Origin of the sequence: Deinococcus metallilatus (genome assembly GCF_004758605.1) — a bacterium.
GTDB classification, from domain to species: Bacteria; Deinococcota; Deinococci; order Deinococcales; family Deinococcaceae; genus Deinococcus; species Deinococcus metallilatus.
Genome location: NZ_CP038512.1, coordinates 196,885 through 220,000, shown reverse-complemented (window position 1 = coordinate 220,000; position 23,116 = coordinate 196,885). Strand labels below are relative to the sequence as shown.

17 protein-coding genes (1 of these 17 cut by a window edge) are annotated in these 23,116 nt (G+C 66.1%); 14 read left to right on the top strand and 3 right to left on the bottom strand.

Translation table 11 applies throughout. The features are described from left to right. Positions 1-281, top strand: partial view of a nucleoside deaminase gene (locus E5F05_RS21590; protein ID WP_241687075.1) — the 3' end only. The gene continues 397 nt to the left of window position 1, outside the view; only the last 281 of its 678 coding nucleotides appear in the window; its start codon lies beyond the left edge, outside the window; it ends in the stop codon at positions 279-281. Between the two features lie 332 nt (positions 282-613). On the opposite strand, the gene E5F05_RS06930 is transcribed toward E5F05_RS21590, so the two are convergent. After that, positions 614-1,081, bottom strand: coding sequence for a hypothetical protein (locus E5F05_RS06930; protein ID WP_129117895.1), 468 nt, complete (start codon positions 1,079-1,081; stop codon positions 614-616). A 251-nt stretch (positions 1,082-1,332) separates the two neighbouring features. On the opposite strand from E5F05_RS06930, the gene E5F05_RS06925 reads away from it, so the two are divergent. The 7 genes from E5F05_RS06925 to E5F05_RS06895 all read left to right on the top strand — a co-directional run bounded on the left by E5F05_RS06925 (position 1,333) and on the right by E5F05_RS06895 (position 10,514). Then, the gene (locus E5F05_RS06925; protein WP_129117894.1) at positions 1,333-3,087 is read left to right on the top strand and encodes a hypothetical protein; all 1,755 of its coding nucleotides are present in this window, start codon (positions 1,333-1,335) and stop codon (positions 3,085-3,087) included. 142 nt (positions 3,088-3,229) lie between these two features. Further along, positions 3,230-3,844 (top strand): LexA family protein, encoded by a 615-nt coding sequence (locus E5F05_RS06920; protein ID WP_241687074.1) that lies wholly within the window; start codon positions 3,230-3,232, stop codon positions 3,842-3,844. 20 nt (positions 3,845-3,864) lie between these two features. After that, a complete protein-coding gene (locus tag E5F05_RS06915; RefSeq protein WP_129117893.1) occupies positions 3,865-4,101 on the top strand; it encodes a hypothetical protein in 237 nt (78 codons plus the stop codon). Next, on the top strand, positions 4,098-4,736 hold the full coding sequence (locus tag E5F05_RS06910) for a hypothetical protein (RefSeq protein WP_129117892.1): 639 nt from the start codon (positions 4,098-4,100) through the stop codon (positions 4,734-4,736). The genes E5F05_RS06915 and E5F05_RS06910 overlap by 4 nt, the downstream gene beginning before the upstream one ends. Before the next feature lie 10 nt (positions 4,737-4,746). Beyond that, a complete protein-coding gene (locus tag E5F05_RS06905; protein WP_129117891.1) occupies positions 4,747-6,969 on the top strand; it encodes a TerB N-terminal domain-containing protein in 2,223 nt (740 codons plus the stop codon). A gap of 9 nt (positions 6,970-6,978) precedes the next feature. Then, positions 6,979-8,331, top strand: coding sequence for an ATP-binding protein (locus tag E5F05_RS06900; RefSeq protein WP_129117890.1), 1,353 nt, complete (start codon positions 6,979-6,981; stop codon positions 8,329-8,331). Continuing rightward, a complete protein-coding gene (locus E5F05_RS06895) occupies positions 8,328-10,514 on the top strand; it encodes a DEAD/DEAH box helicase (RefSeq protein ID WP_129117889.1) in 2,187 nt (728 codons plus the stop codon). The genes E5F05_RS06900 and E5F05_RS06895 overlap by 4 nt, the downstream gene beginning before the upstream one ends. A gap of 556 nt (positions 10,515-11,070) precedes the next feature. Here E5F05_RS06895 and E5F05_RS06890 read toward each other — a convergent pair. Further along, the gene (locus E5F05_RS06890; protein ID WP_129117888.1) at positions 11,071-11,808 is read right to left on the bottom strand and encodes a hypothetical protein; all 738 of its coding nucleotides are present in this window, start codon (positions 11,806-11,808) and stop codon (positions 11,071-11,073) included. Between the two features lie 142 nt (positions 11,809-11,950). Here E5F05_RS06890 and E5F05_RS06885 point away from each other — a divergent pair, with 142 nt between their 5' ends. The 6 genes from E5F05_RS06885 to E5F05_RS06860 are packed head-to-tail and all read left to right on the top strand — an operon-like array spanning position 11,951 to position 21,111. Beyond that, complete coding sequence (locus E5F05_RS06885; protein WP_129117887.1) at positions 11,951-12,262, top strand: hypothetical protein; 312 nt, start codon at positions 11,951-11,953, stop codon at positions 12,260-12,262. A 49-nt stretch (positions 12,263-12,311) separates the two neighbouring features. After that, a complete protein-coding gene (dcm, locus tag E5F05_RS06880; protein WP_164973375.1) occupies positions 12,312-14,372 on the top strand; it encodes a DNA (cytosine-5-)-methyltransferase in 2,061 nt (686 codons plus the stop codon). Then, complete coding sequence (locus tag E5F05_RS06875) at positions 14,369-15,535, top strand: ATP-binding protein (protein WP_129117885.1); 1,167 nt, start codon at positions 14,369-14,371, stop codon at positions 15,533-15,535. The genes dcm and E5F05_RS06875 overlap by 4 nt, the downstream gene beginning before the upstream one ends. Then, on the top strand, positions 15,528-18,116 hold the full coding sequence (locus tag E5F05_RS06870; RefSeq protein ID WP_129117884.1) for a Z1 domain-containing protein: 2,589 nt from the start codon (positions 15,528-15,530) through the stop codon (positions 18,114-18,116). Before E5F05_RS06875 ends, E5F05_RS06870 begins: the two co-directional genes overlap by 8 nt. Next, complete coding sequence (locus tag E5F05_RS06865; RefSeq protein WP_129117883.1) at positions 18,113-19,105, top strand: PD-(D/E)XK motif protein; 993 nt, start codon at positions 18,113-18,115, stop codon at positions 19,103-19,105. Before E5F05_RS06870 ends, E5F05_RS06865 begins: the two co-directional genes overlap by 4 nt. Continuing rightward, positions 19,102-21,111, top strand: coding sequence for an AIPR family protein (locus tag E5F05_RS06860; protein WP_129117882.1), 2,010 nt, complete (start codon positions 19,102-19,104; stop codon positions 21,109-21,111). The genes E5F05_RS06865 and E5F05_RS06860 overlap by 4 nt, the downstream gene beginning before the upstream one ends. Positions 21,112-21,295: 184 nt before the next feature. Here E5F05_RS06860 and E5F05_RS06855 read toward each other — a convergent pair whose 3' ends face one another. After that, positions 21,296-22,561, bottom strand: a complete 1,266-nt coding sequence (locus E5F05_RS06855; RefSeq protein ID WP_306461354.1) for a DUF6575 domain-containing protein — start codon at positions 22,559-22,561, stop codon at positions 21,296-21,298. Positions 22,562-23,116: the final 555 nt, after the last annotated feature.

Below are 23,116 nucleotides of genomic sequence, written 5' to 3'. Positions count from 1 at the left end.
GTACGCGGCTGCTGACGGACGACCCCTACGTGTCCCGCAAGGGCATCCGCGTGGGGCGTGCGCCGGAAGCGGTGCAGCGGGCAGCGTTGCGGCTGGCGCTGGTGGGATTTCTGGAGGAGGGGTACAGCGGCCTGGACCGATTCCTGCAAGCCTTTCACGAGTACGGGGAAGACCTGGCCGCCGCACGCAAGTTGCACGAGCGGGGCAGCCTGCGCGAGTTGCGTTCGCATGGGGCACCTCTGGCCCAAGCCCTGGGTGCGCTGGACGGAGGAGGCGCATAACCCACCCCACCCCACCCACGACCTTTCTGAACCTCTCGCCTTCCCCCGACCGGACGGGCCGCGCCTGCGTCTGGGTCGAGCACCAAAGCCGCGTGCTGATGGTGGGGCTGGAATGGGGCGGCTGGACCCTGCCGGGCGGCGGCCCGGTGAGACGGAGGCAGAGGCCGCCGTGCGCGAGGCGTGGGAGGAAGGCGGCGCGCGGGTGGAGGTGACGGGCGGCCCGGTGCCACTGGCGGAGGGTGCCTTGTGCTTTCCGGCCTGGCTGCTGGCAGGCATGGACGCCGGGGCACGGCTGGTGACGGTGGAGAACGACCCGGATGTCCCCAGCCACGCTATTTGCGACTCAACCAAATTATCTGCAACTGGGGAGAAGGGCTGTCTTTCGTCGCCTCACTACGCCTGAAGAAACCGTCGAAGGGTTCCTGAACATCGGCGAAGTCCTCATGTTGCTCGGCCTGCTCACGGCTCAACGTCCGGGTCGTGGGGCCGATGAGGGTTGACCGCGCGTCGAACATCAGCTCGTCGAACATCTGCCCCTCCGGGTTGAACGGTGTCAGGACGATCAGGGTTCTGCGGTACAGGGTCTGCCCGCGAGGGCCGGGCTGGACAGGAACGGGCTCCTGCCAGGCTGCCCCCGCGACAACCCGCTGGTACTCCTCGGCGGTCAGGTGGCGCTCAGGGGAGACGACCGCGACGGCATTGCCATGTGCCACACCAGCCACGAGATCGTACAACTCGGTCCCTTCCGGCGACTCCTGGCTCCAGAAATGGATGACCGTCTCGTAGAACGTATCGCTCATACACGTCTCCTCCGGGAGGAGGTGGGGAGCAGCCCACCACCTTCCCGACCCCGGAGCACCCCGTCAGGGGTGAACTCTTCTGGGACGCCGCCCGGGGGAAGAGGGCGTCCTGGGCCGAGCCAGCGTCCCTCCCGGTGTCGGAGTCCCATGCAGCGGTGGCTGGCCGCGCCCCACGCTTCCTGGGCCTGGGGAGGGGATGGGGCAGGCCCATCCCCCGGGTCACCGGAACAGGTATCGTTGACCTCATCCCCATGAAGCAGGTGTGGCCCCGCTTCGAGCAGCTCCCCCGGGACGACCGGCTCTGGATGCTGGTCTGGTCCGGTCCCTTCTTCATCGACCCGGCAATCCCGAGTCAGCGGTCCCTCCTGGCGGTCGTCGTACCCCTGCGTGGTTCGGAGAACAGGTCGTTCGCCGAATTCCACGGTCGGAGCTTCCCCCCCGCTGAGGCCTTCCAGGTCGAACACGCGCGACTCATCCCGTTTGGAGTGGGTGACCTCCCCGCCCTCACCGTCGGGATGATCTTCCGTCAGGGACGGCTGCTCCGCACGCACTGGCCTTACCTGCGCGCCTCGACCTGTGACGTGAGCTTCAGGGCGCAGGCGGTGACCTCGTTGCAGGAGGCAGTGGACGCGGACATGCTCCCCCGGTCGGGACTCCTGCTCGGGGACACCTGGGAACGGGTGAAGGACAGCAGGTGCATCGGCCTCCCGTTCCTGCTGCCCTTCACCCTCAAACCCGTGCGGAACCCGCATGCCATCCTCGTCCCCGTGGCCGAGATCCTGCGCTGGTGCTACGGCAGTTCCTCACGCATGCTGCAGACTGTGCTCTCCAGTGAGTTGGGGCACGTGCTGGAAGAGGTGAGACGGGAGAGCCGGTGGGTCCCGCCCCTCTACCACCTGCACCTCCCAGAGGGTTTCCCCGAAGCCGACGCGCCCACGCTGACCTGGCTCGCCCTCGATCAGCAGGCGGCACATGCCGCCGAGCAGGTGGACCTGCGGCTCATCGCGGCGGCAGGCCGAGACCACGCAGGCCCGCGCTCCGGGGAGGCCCACCCCGTCATCCCCTTTCCCTTCCAGGGAGAGTCCTTCACGATGAAGTTCATCGGGCACACCTTCAGGAATGCACGGGGTGTCCCGCACACCCTGGTCCACCGCATCCTGCACCTCGACGTCGCGCTCCCCTTCCGCCATGTCACCCTGCCCCGCCACTCGAAGAGGAGCGTGACCACGGTGACAGCCACGCTCCCCTTATTCTCGACCTCGGGAGGTGACCCCGCCGGGGTGGGGCAGCAGGTGTGGGGTCTGGGCAGGGGTGAACCACGACGCGGCAGCGGGGTCGCTCTCGCGGTGGCCCCGGGGACCCTCTTCAGCCACCGGGACCTGATCCGCTACCGACAGGGTGAGGGCACCATGCTGGAGGCCCAGGTGCGGGGCAACAGCCCCAGATCCCCGGGGACCGAGTTCTCGACCGCCCCGGGCACGGACGCCGATGCCCGTCCGAGGAGGGCTGTCCTCTACGCCCGGCGTCCCAGGGCCGTGTCGGAACCCCCCGTCGTGTCGGTGGACTTCGAGCGGATGCGCGAGGCCTTGAGGCGCCTGGCAGCGCGAGGGATCGCCTCCACCGAACTCACCCTGAACAACCCCTCGGGCAGGGAGGCCCGCTTCGAGCACCTGATCCGGGAGGACGGACAGCGCGTGGGTTGCCTGATCGCAGAACTCCACGTCCGGGACACGGCGCTGTACGTCTTCGAGAAGGAGCGTCTCCCCGGTGAGCATGCCGCCACCCTGGTGGGCCGACGTGCGGACGGGCGGCTGGCCGCAGAGGAAGAACTGGACGCCCTCCTCCTGTTCCGGGCTCGTCACCGGACGTGGCCGATGAGGCAGCCGGACTGGAAGCTGCGCCGCCTCAACCACCAGTTCGTCTCACCCGAGACCCTGGCGGACGGCCTGTTGCGTGTGATCGGGCGGCTGTGCGGGCCGGTGCTGCCGCCCCTCCTTGACGGGTGACGGAGCCACCTTGCACAACCCCTCGCCTTGCCCCTATCCTTGTGTCAGGTGACATATGGTTGAGAGGAAGCAGAGACCTTTAGGGCGGCGGCAGCGGGACGTGCTGGAAGAGGTCGCCCGGTTAGAGCGGCAGGGGCAGGTCGTGACGACAGGTCGTCTGGCGCAGAACCTGTCCCTGCCCCGGCAGAACGCCCGGGTGTACGCCCTGGCCCTGCGGGATCGGGGGCTGGTGATGTACGACGCCACCGAGCGCCACACCGCCCTGATCCGCCTCACCGACGCGGGGTGGGCGATGACCCGTGCCGGTGTCCCGCAGGCGGGCGATGCTGAACGGGTCATCGCCTTCCCCATCGTGGGCGAGGTGGCGGCGGGGGAACCCACCCTGGCCGAACAGCACATCGAGGGCTACGCTGCCCGGCTCTCGGATGTGCTCGACCTGCGCGAAGGGGACTTCCTCCTGAAAGTGCGGGGCGACTCCATGATCGGTGTCGGGATCTTCCCCGGCGATCTCGTCGCCATCCACCCCAGCCTCGACGAACCACACAGCGGCGAGATCGCCCTGGTCGTCGTGCCGGGGGAAAACACGGCCACCCTCAAACGCTGGCAGCGCAATAACGGGACGGTTACCCTCCACAGCGAGAACCCGGCCTACGCGCCCCTAACGTACAAGGTCTCGGAGGTCCGGGTCGAGGGCTGCCTGGTGGGCCACATCGGCACTGGACGGACGCGCCGCACTCATCCGCCCCACGAGGGGTGAAGCAGGAGGGAGGCTTTCAGGTGACCACCCGCCCCACCGTCACGCTCCATGCTCCCTCACCCGCCTCTACCGGGGTGCAGCGTCGCCTGCGCGCCCTCCTTCACGCCCGCTGTGGACCCTGCGTCGTGGTGGTCGTCCGCGCCGAGGACCAGTGGGCCAGACACACCACCTACGACCTCAGCGGTCCCTGGCCCATCTCCGCCGCCGAGGTCCACCGCCACCTCGTCGCTGCATTCAGCCTGCTGGTGGGGCCGTGAGCGCCATCACCGAGGTCCTGCCCGACGTGCATGGGCAACTCTGGGTGACCCTGGGGGACCGTACCCTACATGTGCAGTTCCACCCGCTCAGAGGTGGTCAGGGCATGATGCTCCTTGATCTGCGTCACGTCTTCCAGAGAGTCAGAGTGACGGATAACGGCATGGCCCTGACCTGGCCCGGTGGCTTCACCCTGCCCCTCTGTACCCTGGACAGCCGCCGGGACACCCCCTGGCTGACCCACCTCGGCGTCGTACCGGTTGCCGAGCGTTACCGCCCTTTGCTGCCGCTCCTGCGACACGCCACACCCGGGGCCCCCCTGCGGGCTCAGCCCACGCGCTTGCACGTCATCCAGATGTTCGGGATGCGTGAGGGTGAACTGGACAGCGTCCTCCGCGCCTACCCGGTGTCAGAGCAGGTCATGCTGCACCGGCTGCATGACCTGGGACTGTTCCTCAAGCACCACCTGTTTCCGGAACTGCCCGTTGCCCTCCTGCGCCGCCCGTGGGCTTACGCCGCGCACCGCGTCCCCCAACAGCACCACCTGCACACCCTCCAGGCTTGCCTCACCTGGGGGCGACTCGATCTCGTAGAGGACCCGCTATGGGCACTTGCGCGGGCAGAGGTGGCAGGGTGATGAGAGAATAATGGGGAGCGAAGGGAGGGACATGGGGCTGAAGCAATTCCTACGGGGGCTGTTGTTCGGAGAGAAAGTGAAAGAAGACAAGAGCCCGTCACCGGGGATGCAGGAACCCGCCGAGTTGCGTACAGGCGAGCCCTCTTTCGCTGTGATTGACCTGGACGGTCCTGAGCCCGGTCAGCCGGACGGGTCGGCCCTCCCGGCGTCTGCTACCTCCATCCCCCCGCGCCCAGTACCTGTCGGTCGGTCGATTGTGGAAGTGCCCCGGCCCCCACATCCGGCTGCTCAGGCTGGGCCCGTGTTCCCCCGGGGGGTCCCTTCGTCCGCCTGCACAGCCCCGGTCGTGTCGAGCGGCGTCCCTGTCCGTCCTGCCCCACCGGCTCCGGCGTCCCACCCCAGTGGTCTGCGCGAGACACGAGGTCAGCCCACCGGGGCCGACCGATCGCCGCCAGTCAAGCCCACACTTCCGTCTGCAACTCGGGGGCGCTGGGAGAGGCTGCAACGGCAGCACGCTCCCCGGGCCTCGTTCCTGTGGGAAACTCGCCAGCGGGTCAACGAGTCGCGCGACGCCGCCACGCCCGTGCCCCTGTTAGCGTACTGGGTCACCTACGCCAGCCTGGACCGAGCGCAGACCGACTGGTACCTCTTCTGGCGGGCGCGTTTTCGCGCTGGTGAGCCGCTTCCCACCGACCTCAGTTACATCTTCCTGCACGTCTACGAGACATTGCACGGCGTTGGCTTCAACCGCCCCGAGGCGGCGTTCGCTCACCTCCAGCGCCTGTGGCGCAGCTACCGGGTGGACCATCCCCAACTCGACCACCACCTGGTGGACTGGCTCGCTGACTTCATCCGCTACTACGATCTCGACGACGAGGTGACCCGCGCCTGGCTCGACGAGGCCTGGGTCCACGCGCACGGCGACCTGGCGGTTCATTACTGGTTGGAACGCGGCGGCGGGGGGGAAGTCCCGGAGGGTGTCTTCCAGCACCTCATCTCCTATCGCCCCGAGCAGAACAAGTTCTACCGCGACGCCGAGGACAAAGCCGCGCTGGACACCCTGCTGCGCCGTGCGGTGGTCCTGACCGACAGCTTCTACCGAGAGACGACCGGGGAGTCAGTCTTCGAGCGTCTGAAAACAAAGGCAACCCATACGGTGGAACGCCGGGCATTCTCAGGTGCCGTGTTCGAGGGGCCGGACTTCCAGTACACGGTCGCTACGATCCGGCAGTACCGTCAGGACGGGCGCCTCTCCAAGCTCCTCACCCAGGCTGTCCGGCACGCCGAGAACCTCGCGCGCAAGCAGGTCGGCTTCCGCAGCTTGCTGCGCGACGTGAAGCTCCCTGCCAACCTCGCCGCGTACCTCGATGTTCACCTGGCTCCCGCACTCGCCACCCTTCAGCCGCCCAGTCCTGTCCAGACGCCCCCGGCCCCTGAACGCCCCCGGGTACAACTCGACCTCGGGCGCCTGGCGACCCTGCAGCAGGAGTCCGAGCAGGTCCGGGGACGCCTGCTGGAAGAGACTGAGCCCGGGGAGGCTTCAACAGACCTCGAACCGTCCATCTCACCGGCTGTGCCCGCGACCCCTGCCCTGCCTGCTGCTCCCCTCGCGGCTGTCCATCGTCCCCCACTACCAGCTCAGGTGGCTGAGGGTGAACTCACCGAGGTGGACAGCATCGCCGAGGTGCTGGCCGGGATCACGGACGCCGCGCGTGACCTGTTGCGGCAACTGCGTAACCAGGGCTGGGAGGCCCCCGAGGGAGACCTGCGACTCCCCCCGGGGGTCTTCACCAGCACCCTGGTCGACGAGGTGAACGAGGCGGCGCAACCACGGCTGGGGGACGTGCTGCTCCAGCAGCAGGACGGTCGGCTGGTTGCCGTGGACGATTACCGCAACGAACTGGCCTTCCTGCTGGGCACGCCTGAGCCCGCCGCCCTCACACCGCCCCTGGACGGTCCCTGGGGGGCACTCGCGGGCCTCCTGTCCCCCCTGCACCTCGAAGTACTGGCGCAACTGTTGCAGACCGACCTCACGCTCGGGGAACTGGAAGTCTTCACCACCGCCCGCCATGCCCTCGGCTCCGCCGTCTTGGAGGACCTCAACAGCCACGCCCTCGACACCGTCGGCGACATCCTCGTCGACCCTTACGGCGACCCCCTCACCCTTGAAGATGCCTACCGCGACGACGTGCGGCGCGTACTGCACGCCAGTGGGCTCGTCCACCCGGAGTAACCCATCCCCATGACCAACCCCCCACCCATCCCCAGGCGAGTCAGCACCGCCGTCCTCAACTCCCTCAGTGCGGGTGTCGTGCCCCGAGTCGGCATCGAGCACATCGTCGTGGGCCGCAAGGCCGAGATCGAGGCTCTGCTGGGTGACCTGGCGAACGTCGCCGAGGGCGGCGCCGGGTTCAGGATCATCTCTGGGCGCTACGGGGCGGGAAAGTCGTTCCTGCTGCAACTGCTGCGAAATTACGCGATGAACCGGGGTTTCGTCGTCGCCGACGTGGACCTCAGCCCCGAGCGGCGCCTGACCGGCGGGCGTGGACAGGGCCTGGCCACCTACCGCGAACTCACCCGCAACCTCTCCACCCGCGTCCGCCCCGATGGGGGCGCGCTGCCTGCCATGCTGGAAAAGTGGATCAGCGGCGTGCAGGGACAGGTCGTCGCGGGCGGCACCGCCCCCACCGACCCCGGCTTCGGGAGCGCCGTCGAGGCGCGTATTCATGAGGCGGTGGGCGAACTAGAAGGCTTGGTGCACGGCTTCGACTTCGCCAGCGTGATCAGTGCCTACTGGCGCGGCTACCAGGTGGGGAACGACGAGTTGAAGAACGCGGCGCTGAAGTGGCTGCGCGGCGAATACAGCACGAAGACCGAGGCGCGCGAGGCCCTAGGCGTGCGGGTGATCATCGACGACGACACCTGGTACGACTACGTGAAGCTGCTCGCCCAGTTCGTCAGAGCCCTCGGGTACGCGGGGCTGGTCGTCGTGATCGACGAGGCGGTCAACCTCTACAAGATCGTCCAGGGTGTCTCGCGTAGCGCGAACTACGAGAAGCTGCTGACGATGCTGAACGACACCCTGCAGGGCCGCGCGTCCTACCTGCAACTCCTCGTCGGCGCGACGCCCCAGATGGTCGAGGACACCCGGCGTGGGCTCTACTCCTACGACGCGCTGCGTACCCGTCTGGAACAGAGCCGCTTCGCCCGCGAGGGCCTCCAGGACTACGCTGGACCCGTGCTGCGCCTGGAGACGCTGACGAACGAGGAAGTGTTCACCCTGCTGACCACCCTGCGTCGCCTGCATGCCCTGCACCACGGCTACACCCCGAGTATCACCGATGACGAGCTGGTGGAGTTCATGAACGAGGTGCTGGGTCGTTTGGGCGCGAACGCCTTCCTCACCCCGCGCGACGTGACCCGCGACTTCGTCAGCGTCCTCAACCTCCTGCGGCAGAACCCGGATCAGACCTTCCTCGGCCTGGTGAGAGGCCCGGACTTCGTGCCGTCGAAGACCGACGTGCTCGCCCAGGCACGCCACGAGGAAGAGATGCCGGTGCCCGAGAGCGCCGAGTTCGCCGCCTTCGACCTGTGACGCCAGCCGACCCCTTCGCGCGCCTCGCGCCGTTCATCCAAGAGTACATCTGGCGCCAGGGCTGGACCGAGATCCGGGCGGTGCAGGGGGAGGCGTGCTCGGCGCTGCTGGACTCGGACGATCACGTCCTCATCGCCAGCGGCACCGCGAGTGGGAAGACCGAGGCTGCCTTCCTGCCCATCCTCACCTCGCTGCACGAGGACCCGCCCGCGAGCATCGGCGTTCTGTACATCGGCCCGCTCAAGGCCCTGATCAACGACCAGTTCTACCGGCTGGATGGGTTACTGGAAGAATCCGGCATCCCCGTGGGGGCATGGCATGGGGACGTGAGCAGCAGTCGTAAGAAACAGACAGTCGAGCAGGCCCGTGGCGTGCTTCAGATCACGCCCGAGTCACTGGAGGGCCTGTTCCTGCGGCGGGGAACGATCCTGAACCGGCTCTTCCACGACCTTCGGTTCGTGGTCATCGACGAGGTGCATGCCTTCATGGGGGACGAGCGTGGCCGTCAGGTGCTGTGCCTGCTGGAACGCCTGGAACGGGTCACCCGGGTGCCCCCGCGCCGGGTGGGGCTCTCCGCCACCCTGGGGGACCTCGGCCTGGCGCAGGCGTGGCTCGCGGGGACCACCCGGCGCGCGGTACGGGTGGTGAACGACGCGGGGGCGAGACGGAGGCTGCACCTCGCGCTGGAACACTTTCCTCTGCACGAGGCCGAGGGGGACCAGAATTTCAGTCCCCTGGACGAGGCCCCCGACCTCTACCGGCACCTCTACGAGCGCACCCTGGGTCGCAAGACGTTGGTGTTCCGCAACAGCCGCCAGGGGGTCGAGGACACCGTCGTGGCGCTGCGCGGCCTCGCTGAGACGCGGGGGACGCCCGACATCTACCACGTCCACCACGGCAGCGTCGCCGCCGCCTACCGTGAGGATGCCGAGCGGGCGATGCGCGAGGAGGGCCGCCCCGCCTGCACCGTGGCGACCGTGACCCTCGAACTCGGCATCGACCTGGGACAGCTTGAACGGGTGTTGCAGGTGGACCCGCCGCCCAGCGTGTCGAGCTTCGTGCAGCGCCTGGGGCGCACGGGCCGACGGGGTGGGCCGGGTGAGATGGTCTTCTATACCCTCGAACGCGGGCATAGCGATAAGGACCCACCCCATCGACGTCTGCCCTGGACCTTGTTGCAGGCCATCGCCACGGTGCAACTGTACCTGGAAGAGCGGTGGGTCGAGCCGACGGGCCAGCCGCGCCTGCCTTTCAGCCTGCTCGTCCACCAGACGCTCGGCGCCCTGGGGCAGTACGAGGAACTGGCCCCGCGAGACCTCGCGGCGCGGGTCCTCACCCTCAGCCCCTTCCGGCATGTCACGCAGGAACAGTACAGGGCGCTGCTGCACCACCTGCTGACCTCCGACCACCTCCAGCGCACCGACGAGGGAGGGCTGATCCTCGGGCTGGCCGGGGAACGGTTGGTGAACGACTGGCACTTCTTCGCGGTGTTCCCCGACGTGCCCGAATACGCGGTGTTCAATGGGGCCAGCGAGATCGGGACCGTGGGCAGTGCCCCGGAGGTGGGCTCGGTGATCTCCCTGATCGGGCGGGCCTGGCGCGTGATGGACGTGGATGGGGAACGCCGCCACGTATTCGTCCGCCGGGAGCGCGGCAGGAACACCACCGCCTGGTCGGGGGGTGGAGGGGAAGTCCACGACCGAGTGGTGCAGCGGATGCGGGAGGTTCTGGCCTCGGGGGACGACTACGCTTACCTGCAACCCGTGGCACGCTCAAGGCTGGAGGAGGCCCGCCACCTGGCACGCACGTCAGGACTGCTGGATGGGCTGGTCCATGACCTCAGCGAGGGGAGCGTGCTGTTTCTGCCCTGGCGGGGCACCCGCGTGCATGGGACGGTCCAGGCGGTGCTGGCCCATCTGACCTCGGGCAGGGCCCAGGGGGACACCCCGTACTCCATCGTTGTGGGCAGCCCCAGGGCAGAACTCGCCCATCGGGTCGCGGCCCTACCTTCCGAAGAGGAGGTGCGGGGCCGCCTGCGTCAAGCCTTCCTCGCCGGATCGCATCTCGGCGGGCTCGGCAAGTTCGACGCCTTGGTCCCCCGTGGCCTGCTCGCGGACGCTCACGCGGTCGACAGTCTGGACATCCCCACTGCGTTGAAAGACCTGCGGAGCCTGGCGGTATAGCCTCTCGGCCCTCACCCCTGCGAACTCCACCCCTTCGCGGTTACCTACCAGGAAGTCCACAGCCACCTCGCCGCCGTGTTCAGCCTGCTGGTGGGGGCAGGAGCGTCATCACTGAAGTCCTGCCCGACGTGCTCGGACAGCTCCGAGACCGTATCCTGCGGGGCGCACCGCGTCTCACAGCAGCACCTGTACACCCCGCTGGTCTGTTTGACCTCGGGGCGCCTAGACCTCGTGGGGGGACCCTGCTGGGCACTGACGCGGGCGGAGGTGGCGGAGGGATAGATGTACGTCGCTGAGGACTTCCTTCAGAAGGAGGTCACCCCACGCATGTATGGGGTGGCCTCCTCCTGTACTGGAAATGACCGGCTCAGCCGCGTCGAGTTCTATCAGGCCTCAGGGGATTGCGGTCGGAGTCTGGCCGCTCTCGATCAGGTGTCTCACCACGGCGGTTGTCGCCCTTGTCCTCGCGTACCGGCGTGCGCCCCGTCTCGTGGCCTAGTTCCTCGTCCTTGGGAGGGGGGCCGCCCTCCCGTTCCTCGTCGTTCATCCACCCAGCTTAAGTCAGGGACCGGATGATCACCACACTCACCATCAGAGCCAGGAAGATCAGGCCCGCCTGCTGCAGTCCAACCAGTCTGAAGCGCGTGTCCCTTACAGCACGCAGGGACGTGATCGCGTTGATCCAGATTCCCTGGACACGGTGGAGGTACTCGCGGTAGGAGAGGAAGCCATCGTAGACAAATTCCCGGTTACGCAGCAGGGCCTCGGGTTCCAGCCCGACCCGGAGTCTGCGGTTGCTCACAGCGAGCGCGGTCAGGACCAGCAGGGCCAGGATTGTGAACAGGCACAGGCCGTAGAGGATGAAGCTCAATCTGTCCGGCGTAGCAGGCCGCAGGAAGGTCAGGACCGGAAGCGCAGCGAGTGCGTAGGTTCCGTTCTGTCGTGCGCGATCCTCTGCCAGCCTGGCACTTGCCAGCACCCGGTCAAACTCGGCCTTCGTGAAGTCGGCGTACTTTTCACTCGGTTCCTCAACCCAACCGGGAAAGGCAGGCTGTACGAGGATGGCATGCTCAGCCGGAGACGTTGCGGTGGGGAGCGCTTCCCGATCCACGATCAGGCGTGTGATGCGGTCGCGCAGACGCTCGGGCAACGCTGTCTCCAGGTCCTCCCGCGATGGTCTGGTAATCGTGGGACCGGGAAAATCCGGGAACGAGGCCTGCCAGCGCCCATCCGGCAGTTCCGTAAGGTCTGCCGCGTACCTGCTGTTCAGCGCGTGCCGCTGTTCCTCGTTCACATCGCCCCCTCCTCACTGTATGGTCCGGCGCCTCCACCTACAGGATGATGGTGTGGGACATGGGCAGAACCCGGGGTTGACCCGAGGTTGTCAAGGGGTGGAGCAACCGGCGCCCCCAACTCTGCCTCCGGTAGCATGAATCATGCCCGATGATCTGGCCCATGCCATCATCCGCCGTGCCCAGGAACTGGACGGCAGAACCCTTGATGCACAGGCCCAACATCTAGGTGCGAAGGATTGGCGGACCCTCACAGAGGCCCTGACCTTCCACGAGAGCAGTACGGGCGGTGGTCTCGCCATGCTGACCGCCGCGCTGCCAGCGGGACACCTCCTCGTCATCACCGACGGTGAGGCTGACCTGCCCACCAACATCAATCGGTTCCGGTTGGACCTCCTTGACCCAGATGACCAGGAGATCCTGCACGTCCAGCACAGCGGAGACCAGCAGAACTGAACCGCAGATGTGCCAGTTCTGCATGGCGCTCCGTGCAAAACTGAGGAACGTGATCCTTGCCATCCCGGAACATCCTCGCTCGTGTCTGCCCGAACGTGCCTGGAATCCCCTTCCTTCCCCCGGTGGCAGGGGACTCCATGACGGCTTCAAGGGCACGGTCATCGGCTACGACCGCCGTCGGTGGCGGCAGCACACCGAACAGGGGCTGATTGCCGGTGGCCTCGCGGCTGACGCTGAGGAGGCCCGCCGGAGGCGCCTCCTGACCGAGGAGGCTGCCATCACCCTGACCTCCGCCATGGAGGCCCTCTACCGCACCCGGAGCCTGGGTAACTACCCCGACCCGATCGCGGAGGTGCTCTTCATGATCCTCTCCCGGAGGGGCAAGATCACATCTGCTGCCCGGGTCATGGAGGACCTGCTCGCCACGCCGGGTGGGTTGCGGGCCCTGCTCGGCGCGGACCGAAACCTGCTGGAGGAGAAGCTGCGTCCCCTGGGCCTTCAGCGCCTGCGCGCCGGACAGGTGATCCGGGCGCTGCAGCACCTTGAGGACCGGCACGGACTTGATCGCGTGGCGGACGTGCTGGGACGGCTCCCCGACCGGAAGCTCCTCACCGAACTGGAACTCATTCCGGGCATCATGAGGAAGAGTGCCCTGTGCGTGATGCTCTACAGCTTCGGACGCGACGTCTTCCCGGTGGACTCTCACACCGCCCGGCTGTTGCAGAGGACGGGTCTGCTCGACCCGCTCGGGCTCGACCTCGGGGGGCTGGATCAGAAGGCAGTACAGCTGCTCGTGCAGGAGGCCCTGCCGCCCTTCCTGCGCGGCAGTTTCCACGTGAACGCCGTCCATCATGGACAGCGGATCTGTCTTGACAAAAAGCCCCTGTGCGACATCTGCCCGCTCCGTCTGCTCTGCCGCACGGGCAGGGAAAAGGCCCACCAGGAGGCTGAGGCCCGGCAGCACCTGAACCTGGTCGATATGTTCTGTGGAGCGGGCGGCCTTTCGGAAGGTTTCCGGCAGGCAGGGTACCGGACGGTGCTCGCGGTGGACGCCGACGGGGACGCGATGCGGACCTACAGGTTGAACCATCCCGAGGTGGACGGCGACGCCATGCTATGCCGCGACATCCGGGGCTTCCGGGACGAGGCCGAACTGATCCGCCGCATCGTCGGCACACAGCAGATCGACGTGCTGGTGAGTGGACCGCCCTGCCAGGGCTTCTCCCGGGCGGGTCTGCGTGCCAAGGCGGCGCACGGGGCGCCCAAGCCCACCGAGGATGAGCGCAACCACCTCTTTCAGGAACTGGTGGACCTCCTTGAGGTGCTGGAACCCCGGGCCATCGTCATGGAGAACGTGCCCGGCATGGGTGAGGTGCGCTACGAGGATGGAACGACCTTCGTCCAGGCGGCGGAAGCCGCCATGCAGGCTGCCGGGTACGACACCTGTACCTGGCTCCTCAACGCCGCCGCCTACGGTGTTCCGCAGGACCGCATCCGGCGGATCATCGTGGGCGTCCGGGGTGGTCCGGCCCCGGAGGGGCCACCGCCGCCGACCCACCGGGCACCGACCGTGCAGCACCGTGTGGACAGCCTGAGCACCGATGCCACCCTGCCCCCGGCACGCACGGTGATGGACAGCATCTGCGACCTTCCCCCTCTCGACGCGGGGTGTGGCATCAACATTGCCGGGTTGAGGGGAGGTCTGCTGACCGGGCATGTCGCCCGGTTCAATAACCCCGAGGACCTGAGGCGGTACAGGGAACTGAGGCCCGGGGAGTCCTACCGCAGCCTGGTACAGCGGTGCCCGGAACTCGGGATCTACGGCACGGACAGCTTTCCGGACAAATTCTACAAACTCTCGGGCAACCGTCCCTCGCGTACCATCGTGGCCCACCTGCAGCGTGACGGGAACGGTTTCATCCACCCCGAGCAACCCCGCTCGATTACCCCGCGTGAGGCGGCCCGGCTGCAGAGCTTCCCGGACACCTACCTCTTCACCGGCCCGCTGACCCAGGTCTTCCGCCAGGTCGGCAACGCCGTCCCCCCGCTGATGGCGCGGGCCATCGGGGAGCACCTGAGGCGCCATCTCGAAGGGCTGGCCGGGGGGTGACGCGCGAGGTCGAGATCCCGCCGCATCCGGCGGGCACGCTGGTGGCCCTTGCTGGAGGCGGCTACACCCCGCACGCGGCGGTGGCAGATCTGATTGACAACGCCATCGGCGGCGGGGCGCAGACCATCCGGATTCACCTCGACATCTCGGATGGGGGCGTGCTCGTCATCGAGGATGACGGGCGCGGGATGACGGAGGAGGCGCTGACCGAGGCGATGCGGGTGTCCACCGGATGGGGGACGGAGCGGACGGCGATGGACCTGGGCCGCTTCGGCACCGGCATGAAGGCGGCGGCTCTGTATCTCTCCGGGGTGGGACGGTTCACCGTGATCAGCGCCCCCGGTGACGGAGAGGGAGCGGCGGCCACCATGGACCTGCGCCGCATGGAACAGCAGGGCCGCTGGGTAATTGAGGTGGAACGGCGGGCGGGGCTGAGACGCGGCTCACGGGTCGAGATCGCAGGGCCGGTCCTGCCGCACACCGAGGGTGAGGCGTCGGCGGCACTCATGGCCCTGTCCGGCCACCTCCGCACCACCTTTGCCGAACATCTCGGGCGGGGGCTGGTGATCCGGCTGCAGGGGCGACCGCTGACCCCCTGGCGGCTGTGCAGCGACGACCTGCCCGGGGTGAGCCGTCTCAGCACCCGGACCATGGATGCCGGGCGTGTCAGGGTGACGGCGTTCATCCTGCCCACCCACACCGATGATCCCCTGATCGAGGGGCCGCTGGGTCGGCGCGAGCATGCCGGTTTCCACGTTCACCGCTCGGGGCGGGCCATCACCTCCGGCGGCTGGCTGGGGTTGAATCCCGGCAGGCGCAACGCGGTGGCACGGGATCGGGTGCGGCTGCTGGTGGAGATCGGCCCCGAACTCGACGAGGAGTGGAGGGTGACCCTCCCGAAGTCCGGCTGCACCCTGCCCCAGCGGCTCAGGCCCCGGTTCCGGAAGCTCCTCGATGAGGTTCTCCTCCGGGCGGGTCGACAGCGGGCTGTCAGGTCGGATGTGGGCGGGCGGCGGGTCAGGCCCGGAGGCGATCTCTGGGACGGCAGGGGCCACATCCTGAGGGATCATCCGCTGGTACAGAAGGTTCTTGCGTCGTCGCTGGATGTGCATGCCGTCGAGCAGCTGCTCGTGACACTTGAGGGGGAACATCGAAATGACTGAACAGGGTGGAGTGAGCCGGGCCGACCAGGTGGTGCTCGCCACGGTCGAGGTGCTGGAGACCTTCAGGGCCAGGACGGGCAGGGCCGCGAGTTCGAGGTACATGCGGCAGCAGGCCGAGATCCACCTTCAGGAGATGGGGCTGGACGCCTCCATGCTGGACGAGGTCATCCGACGGGTGGAAGAGACCCAGGACATCGCCCTGGACGGCATCTTCGTGGTCCCACCGGAAGACCCTATGGCAGGAGAAGACAACCCGGCGGTCTGGCTGCCGAGCACGGACACCCCGCTTGTCAGGCGGTACCTGAAGCTGCTCGAACGTGAGGACTGGACGGTGGAGGCGCGGGTGAGACTCTCACGCACCACCCGCACCATCCTGGGCCGCTGCGGCAACCCCTCGGTGTCCGGCCCGTGGAGCAGACGCGGCATGGTCGTGGGTGACGTGCAGTCGGGCAAGACGACCAGCTATGTCACACTGATCTGTGCGGCCATCGACGCGGGGTACCGCAACATTGTTGTTCTGGGTGGCCGCACCAACGACCTGCGGCATCAGACCCAGGAACGGGTGGACCTCGGCGTCACCGGGGTGGAGAGCAGCCGGACCTCCTCCGCCCGCCGGACCATCGGTGTCGGCCTGATCGAACAGGTTCCGGGTCTGACCATGGTCTCCCTCACCAGCCAGGATCACGTGAGCGGCAGGGCGGGGGGTGACTTCGACACCCGCAGGGCCGGACACGACAACATCTCGGGCGATGCTGTCTGTATCGCGGTCATCAAGAAGCACGCCACCATGATCGGGAACGTCAGGGGCTGGCTGACCGACACCGGGAAGGCCGAGGCCGGACCCCTGCTGCTGATCGACGACGAGGCCGACGACGCCTCCATCGACACCAACGAACCCGGCGAGACTCCCACCGCCATCAACGGGGCCATCCGGGAACTGCTGGGCAGCGTGAGCCGCAGCAGTTACGTGGCCTACACCGCCACCCCCTACGCCAACGTCATGATCGATCCGGATGGGGTCAGCGACACGCACGGGCAGGACCTGTTTCCGTGCGACTTCATCGCGTTGCTGACGCCCCCGCCGATCTATTTCGGTGCCCGCCGCTTCCTCGCCGAGGACGACCGTTCCCGCAGGATCTGCGAGGTCACCGACGCGGAGGGCTGGCTCGTGAGGGGTCAGGTGGCGGGCGACCTCCCCCGCAGCCTGTGCGGGGCGATCCGGGAGTTCATTCTGGTCAGTGCGGCGCGCCGGGTACGCCGACGGCGGGAGGGAAAGCCGAGGCAGCACGAGACCATGCTGATCCACGCCACGGTGCGGGCCGGATCGCACCTGCAGATCGAGAGACAGGTGCAGGACGAGGTGGACCGCCTTCAGGAGGGCTGGGCCTTCCCGACCGGGGAGGCCAGGGTCAGGGAGGCGTTCGGGAAGAGCTGGAGGGACATCGGGGGAAAACAGGACCCGGCCATGGCGGTGACCTGGGAGGAACTGGAGGACGACATCCTCGGCGTCATGGAGGACCTGAAGGTGGAGTCCATCAACGGCGTGACCAAGGCCGCCCTGGACTACCGACGGGCCAGCAGCGGCGCGCTCACCGTCATCGCCATCGGGGGAATGAAGCTGAGCCGTGGCCTGACGCTGGAGGGGCTGACCACCAGCTACCACATCCGTTCCACGCGGCAGCACGACACCCTGATGCAGATGTGCAGGTGGTTCGGCTACCGGGTCGGGTATGAGGACCTGTGCCGCCTGTACACCGAGCCCGACCTGCTGCGTGCTTTCACCGAAGTGATGGAGTCGGACGAGGAACTCAGGACGGAACTGGAGGACATGGCCTCGCTCGGTGCGACTCCCCTGGAATTCGGTCTCCGGGTCCGCACATCGCCGGGCATGACGATCACGGGCAGGAACAAGCTCAGGCATGCCGTCACGTTGCGTGACGCCCTCGGTGGAAAGACCCTGGAGGTTACGCGGACGGCGCTGGAAGATGCCGGACACAACGACATGCTGCTGCAGGATCTGGTCGCCGGGCTGGGGCGACCGCAGCGTGAGGAGGGGGGCACCCTGGCGTGGGACGGCGTGTCGTGGGAGGTCATCCGACCGGCGCTGGAGGGGTTCCGCGAGTTGCCCAGCTCCGTCGGCCTGCCCGGAAGGGTGACCCGTGCGCTCTCCTACATCCGCAGTGCCCAGACGGCGACCCCGCAGAGACTGCTGAGATGGACGGTGGCGCTGGCGGGGCTGAAGTCCGGGGAGACCGAGCGGTACGGTGGACTGGACATCACCCGGGTGAGACGTACCCCTCAGAGGACCGAGGAACCCGGAGTGCTCAACTTCGGGGCCATCAGTGACCCGGCGGACGAGCGCATCGCCCGGGGCGCCGGGGAGGGCACCACCCGCAGGGAGATCAGGGCGAGCCGCCCGAAGGAGGAGGGGCTGCTGATCATCTACCCGATCCGCACCCCCGGGGATGACGGCCTGCGGACCAGCGGTGTCGCCCTGTCCTTTCCCGAGGATGCGGGTCTGCGGAAGCACCTCTACGTCCTCAACTCCGTCGCGCAGCGGCAGGAGATGGGGGTCCTGTGAGGCCCAGCGAGATGTGGCCCCGCATGGAGGCCGGTGACAGTCTGGTGATGCGGGCGGCCCTTCACCTGGGAGGGCAGGCCAGCCTGATGTGCCTGCGCGGCGGGGAGGCAGGTGCCGGGGAGATTGCCCTGCGCCTGCCGGTGGACGTCGATCTGCGCCGGGTGGTGGACAGCTGGGAGGGACTTCGTGTTTCGCAGGTGATGAGCGAGCAACAGCCCGGTCAGCATTTCCTGCGTATCACCCCGGCGGACGAGGGCTACCGGGACCTCTACACCCACCTGGCCGATGACGTGCATGACCACCTTGAGGGCACCACGCAGCCACAGGAGGCGGTGCGGGTCCTGCTCTCCCGTCTGCGGCTCTGGGCCAGCTTTCTCAGGCGTGGAGGCCGCCCGCTCGATGCCCGCACCGTCAGGGGGCTGTTCACGGAACTGATGGCCCTGGAGCAGCTGCTGGTGCCCGCCCTCGGTTGGGCGGACGCGCTGGGCAGCTGGTCCGGCCCCTCCGGGACACCGCAGGACGTGATCACCGACCGGCTCGCCATGGATGTGAAGGCCACGCGCGAGGGCGATGGCCTCATCAGCATCAGCAGCATCGAGCAGCTGGACCCGCCGGGGCGACGCGCGGTGCGGCTGCTGGAGGGCGTCATCTCCGAGGGGCACGGGGAGAGCCTGGCAATGCTGGTGAACCGGCTCCAGGCCTCGGCAGCGGCCTCGGGGCACGCGCTGATGTTTCTGGCGAGACTGGCTCAGACGGGTGTGACGCCCGCCGGGCTTCAGGAGGTCGAGGAGCAGCCCATGACCCTGCTGATGTGGCGGGTTCACGACGCGGACCACCCCGACTTTCCGCGCCTGATAAGGGCCGCCGTGCCGATGGCCCTCGTCAACGCCAGTTACCGCATCGATCTTTCGCGCTCGACCGCACCACCGGGGGACCTGGATGCGCTCAGGGCGCTTCTCGCACCGGCAGATGGAGAGGAACACGGATGACCCACAGCAGGGAGGACACGCCGCACCTGAAGGCCTTCGCGGTGGAGATGATCAGGCAGTTCGAGGGGCAGGCGGACAGGGACGGTTCTTCCTTCGAGCAGGTGCTGCTGGAGGACGGTGCCGCAGAGCTTGAGGAACTGGGCCAGTGCCCCGAACTCACCTGGATTGACTTCTCCGTGGCGGGAGGTCGGGGTCAGCCGGGCATGATCGCCCACGCCTGGGGTGTGGATCAGCACGACCGCATCCACCTTGCCGGGGTGCTCACCCCAAAACAGGCCGTGGTCGAGGAGAACCTGCCCTACGTGTTCCAGAAGCGGGATGTCAGCGAGTTCATGGGCAGGATGCTGAACACCATCGCGCACCTCAGGGACGGCCATCGTCTGTCCGGTGAGGAGGACCCCGGGATCGGCGAGATGGCGGAACGCTGCCGCGCCCTGCTGGCCGAGTTGGACCCCGAGGTTGTCCTGCACCTGTTCACGGCGGGACATGTCAGGGGTACCATCGCCAGCCAGACGCTGCCCGGCGTCCTGGTCTCCAGCTATGTCCACGATATCGAGTGGCTGCGCCGGGTCTCCGAGGATGATCCCACCGAGCAGCTGGACTTCCGCGACCACGGGCAGGGCGGTCTGCCCTGTCTGGTCGCCAGCCGCTTCCCGGACGGGGAGCCCGAGGTCATCCTCACGGTGCTGCCCGGCGAACTGCTCGCACGGCTCTACGACCGTCGGCGGGATGAGCTGCTCCGGCGCAACGTCCGCATCTACCTTCGCAGCAAGATGAAGGTGAACCGCGACATGATGAGGTCCGCCCGCGAGGAGCCGGAGCGGTTCATCGCTCTCAACAACGGCATCTCGGCAGTGGCCCGTGGCGCCAGTTACACCGGCGACTTCACGCTGATGCAGACCCTGGACGATCTCCAGATCGTGAACGGCGGGCAGACCACGGCGACCCTTCACGAGGTCTGGAAGGACCGCCGACACCCGGCTGACCTCAGTGAGTTGCGCGTGCAGGCGAAGATCACCATCATCAGGCAGGATGACGAGCAGGGTGACCGGCTGGCCCAGCAGATCGCCCTGACGGCGAACAGCCAGAGCAGGATCACCATGAGCGACCTCCTCTCAGGTGACCCCTACGAGCGGAGCCTGGAGGTCATCTCGCGCGAGAGACGGTACGCCAGCGGTGCGGTGCAGACGGGGTGGTTCTACGAGCGCGTCCGTGGGCAGCACGCAGGGCTCCTGGCGCTGGACCGGAAGAACGAGAAGCTCTACCCCAGGGATCAGGTCATCGACAAGGGTTACGCGGCCCAGCTGCTCCTCTCGTGGGGTGGCCAGCCGTACCGGGCTGCCCTGGGCCGAGAGAAGGCATTGAAGGTCTTCAAGGATGACCTGAAGGCGAGGAACCCGGAGGGTCCCCTGCCTGAGGCCACCGTGCAGGACTTCGACCAGCTGGTGGGTCTGGCCGTCATCCGGCGCGAGGCCGAGGGGTCCATCGCCGCCGAGGGGACCATGAAACCCCCGCTGGGGCAGTATCTGCTGGCCTGGCTTGCGGAACAGCACGGTGGGGAGATCGACCTTCTGCAGATCGCCCGCACGGGCGTGCTGCCCGACCATCTCATCCGCGTGATCCAGCAGGTGACCCCGCTGATCTCACGGGCCATGCGAACTCACCCTGAGAACGTGCCTCACGAGAGCGAACGGCCCAAGCGGGCGGCCTGCTGGGATGAGGTGCGCAAGATCCGCCTGCCCGGGGAGGTCGCGCGGCGTGGCACCGGCACGGGGACGCGGGAGTTCAGCAGACAGGACTGGCAGGCGGCGCTGATCTGGGTGCAGGGTACCCGTAACGCCCAGCTGCGGCAGAAGATCCTTGATGCCCGCAGGATCGTCCAGAGCGGGAAGGCCCAGCAGAAGAAGACCTACCTGGCCGCCGTGATGCGGGAGGCCATTAGCCGGGGCTTCAGACCGGATCTCGGCGCGGTGAGCATGGACGAGGCCACAGCAGAGGCGTCCTGATCCCCCTGCCGTCAGGGTCTGGAAGAAACTTTAAGTCAGATCCAGAACAGTCTGGTCTTCTGACCCAGCCCACTCGTCTGACCTCCTTGCAACGCCAACTCTCTTCGGAATAAACCTGTCGGAACAGGCGGGAAGCTCAGCACTCCGGTCCAAGCTTTTTCGAGGATGGGCATATCTTGAGTTTTTACTCCGTTGCTTTAACTATGGGTTGTATGTCAAGGACACGGTAGTTTTTGACCTCCTCGCCAGTATTACGATTGACAGATGTGCTTTCATTGATAAAAACAACGTATTCCCCCGGAACACTTAGAGAGTGGGTTTTAAAAAACTCTCTGTCATCCAGATAGGCAATATATCGGGAGTCTGTTTCATTTTCCACTATTTCCATTCTGCCGGTTGTTGTATTCAAGACCTTTATTATGCCTCTTGTAGCATAGAGGCGTTCATCCGAGTCTGCATAACCCTCAATCTGCTCAATTTTTGCGTAAACCTGTCCCAGGTTAAGTCCTGTGATAACAGTGTGGCCGGGTTGGGTTTCATAGGACATGGTAAAACTTGACTCAGACGCCCTGAGGGACCCAAGAAGTGCTTTAAACTTAAGCAGAGTCCTCTTGGAGAGACTCACCACCTGATCATTAGCACCGATTTGATAATAATTCAGAACGCTCTGTGATTCTAGAAGTTGTCTGAGAACTTCAAGACTCTGCTCAAGCAGGGGATTGATTATGCGCCGATTGCGCTCGGGGGTCACGAGTGTAACCCCCACTGAACCATTCCAGCCCGCCGCATAATCGAAGGTGGTTGCTTCATGAATCTCGAATGGTATCCGTCCCTTTTCGTTATCCATGCCCGCAATATTCATCCCAATGTTACTTACTGTGTCCTGCCAGTGAATAAGAATACTTCCCATGATACGTGAGTCAATCGTGGAGCGACCGCCACCCTGCCGTTCCAGACGAAGGTTGGCGAACGGACGAGCAGAACTGCCGAGCGAACTTCTCACCCTTTCATTCGCCTCTTCTATAGTTTCAGAGTCCAGATTGATATAAACTTCGGGATGTGCGAGAAATTCACGGATCGTTTCGTTATCTGACGACATGCTCTCAACAATCATGTCACCATCGCTTTTGGGAACCCGAAGCAGGAGTATCTGCCCATTCTCAGGAAACTCAAATACACCTCTTACATTTAGCTGGCCTGCATGAAAGCTGACGAGCCTGCTCGGGGAGATCTCAACCACCATCCACTTTTCTTCATCCCCACGAGCAGTGGCAAACGAAATAACAAACAGACTGCCGGTTGCATTGCGAATACTGAACAACAGAGGTCTATCGAAGTAGTCGTACACCTCGATCATCTCGTACCTTCCAATGTACGGAATACTGGAAGTGTTCAGACCACCCTCCTCCTGTATGAAATATCCCTGCCCATGTAGGGCCAGAAGTTGCAATGTGTGTTGCTTGTCCGCGAAGGGGATACTTTGTAGACCCCGTCATCGATCATCAAGTCAAGCACAACCACCGGGTACTCATCCCATTGCCCCCTGGGGTAAGTCTTCATCAACTGAACTCGTGCAGCCTCCAGCTCGGCCAAACTTCTATAACCCGACAGTGCACAAGCGTCACACTGCAGACGTGGAGGGAAGGTCTTTCCTAAAGTTATGTGGTCCTGAAAGTTCAACGGGTGTGATGGATCACCAGGGCGTTCCGTGGCGAACCGGTAGTACTCCCCCTCAAGGCTCTGGGCGTCTGCTGGCGGGCACTGGGGGGGGAAGTACTCAGGAAAGGTCACCCACAGACCATACCAGGCATCCGACCCTGGGTTGAGCGAATGCGAGCCGGGTGAGGCTGGTCCTCAACGCGGTCTGTACACATCTGGCGCTCTGATCCACCTACTATCATAACTCCGATGATTATGCCATAAGCATAACGACGTATAATTATTTAGTTATTGTCCGGCTAACCGTGTCTTCTATGGTAGACTCAGTTCAAATTACGTACCAAAG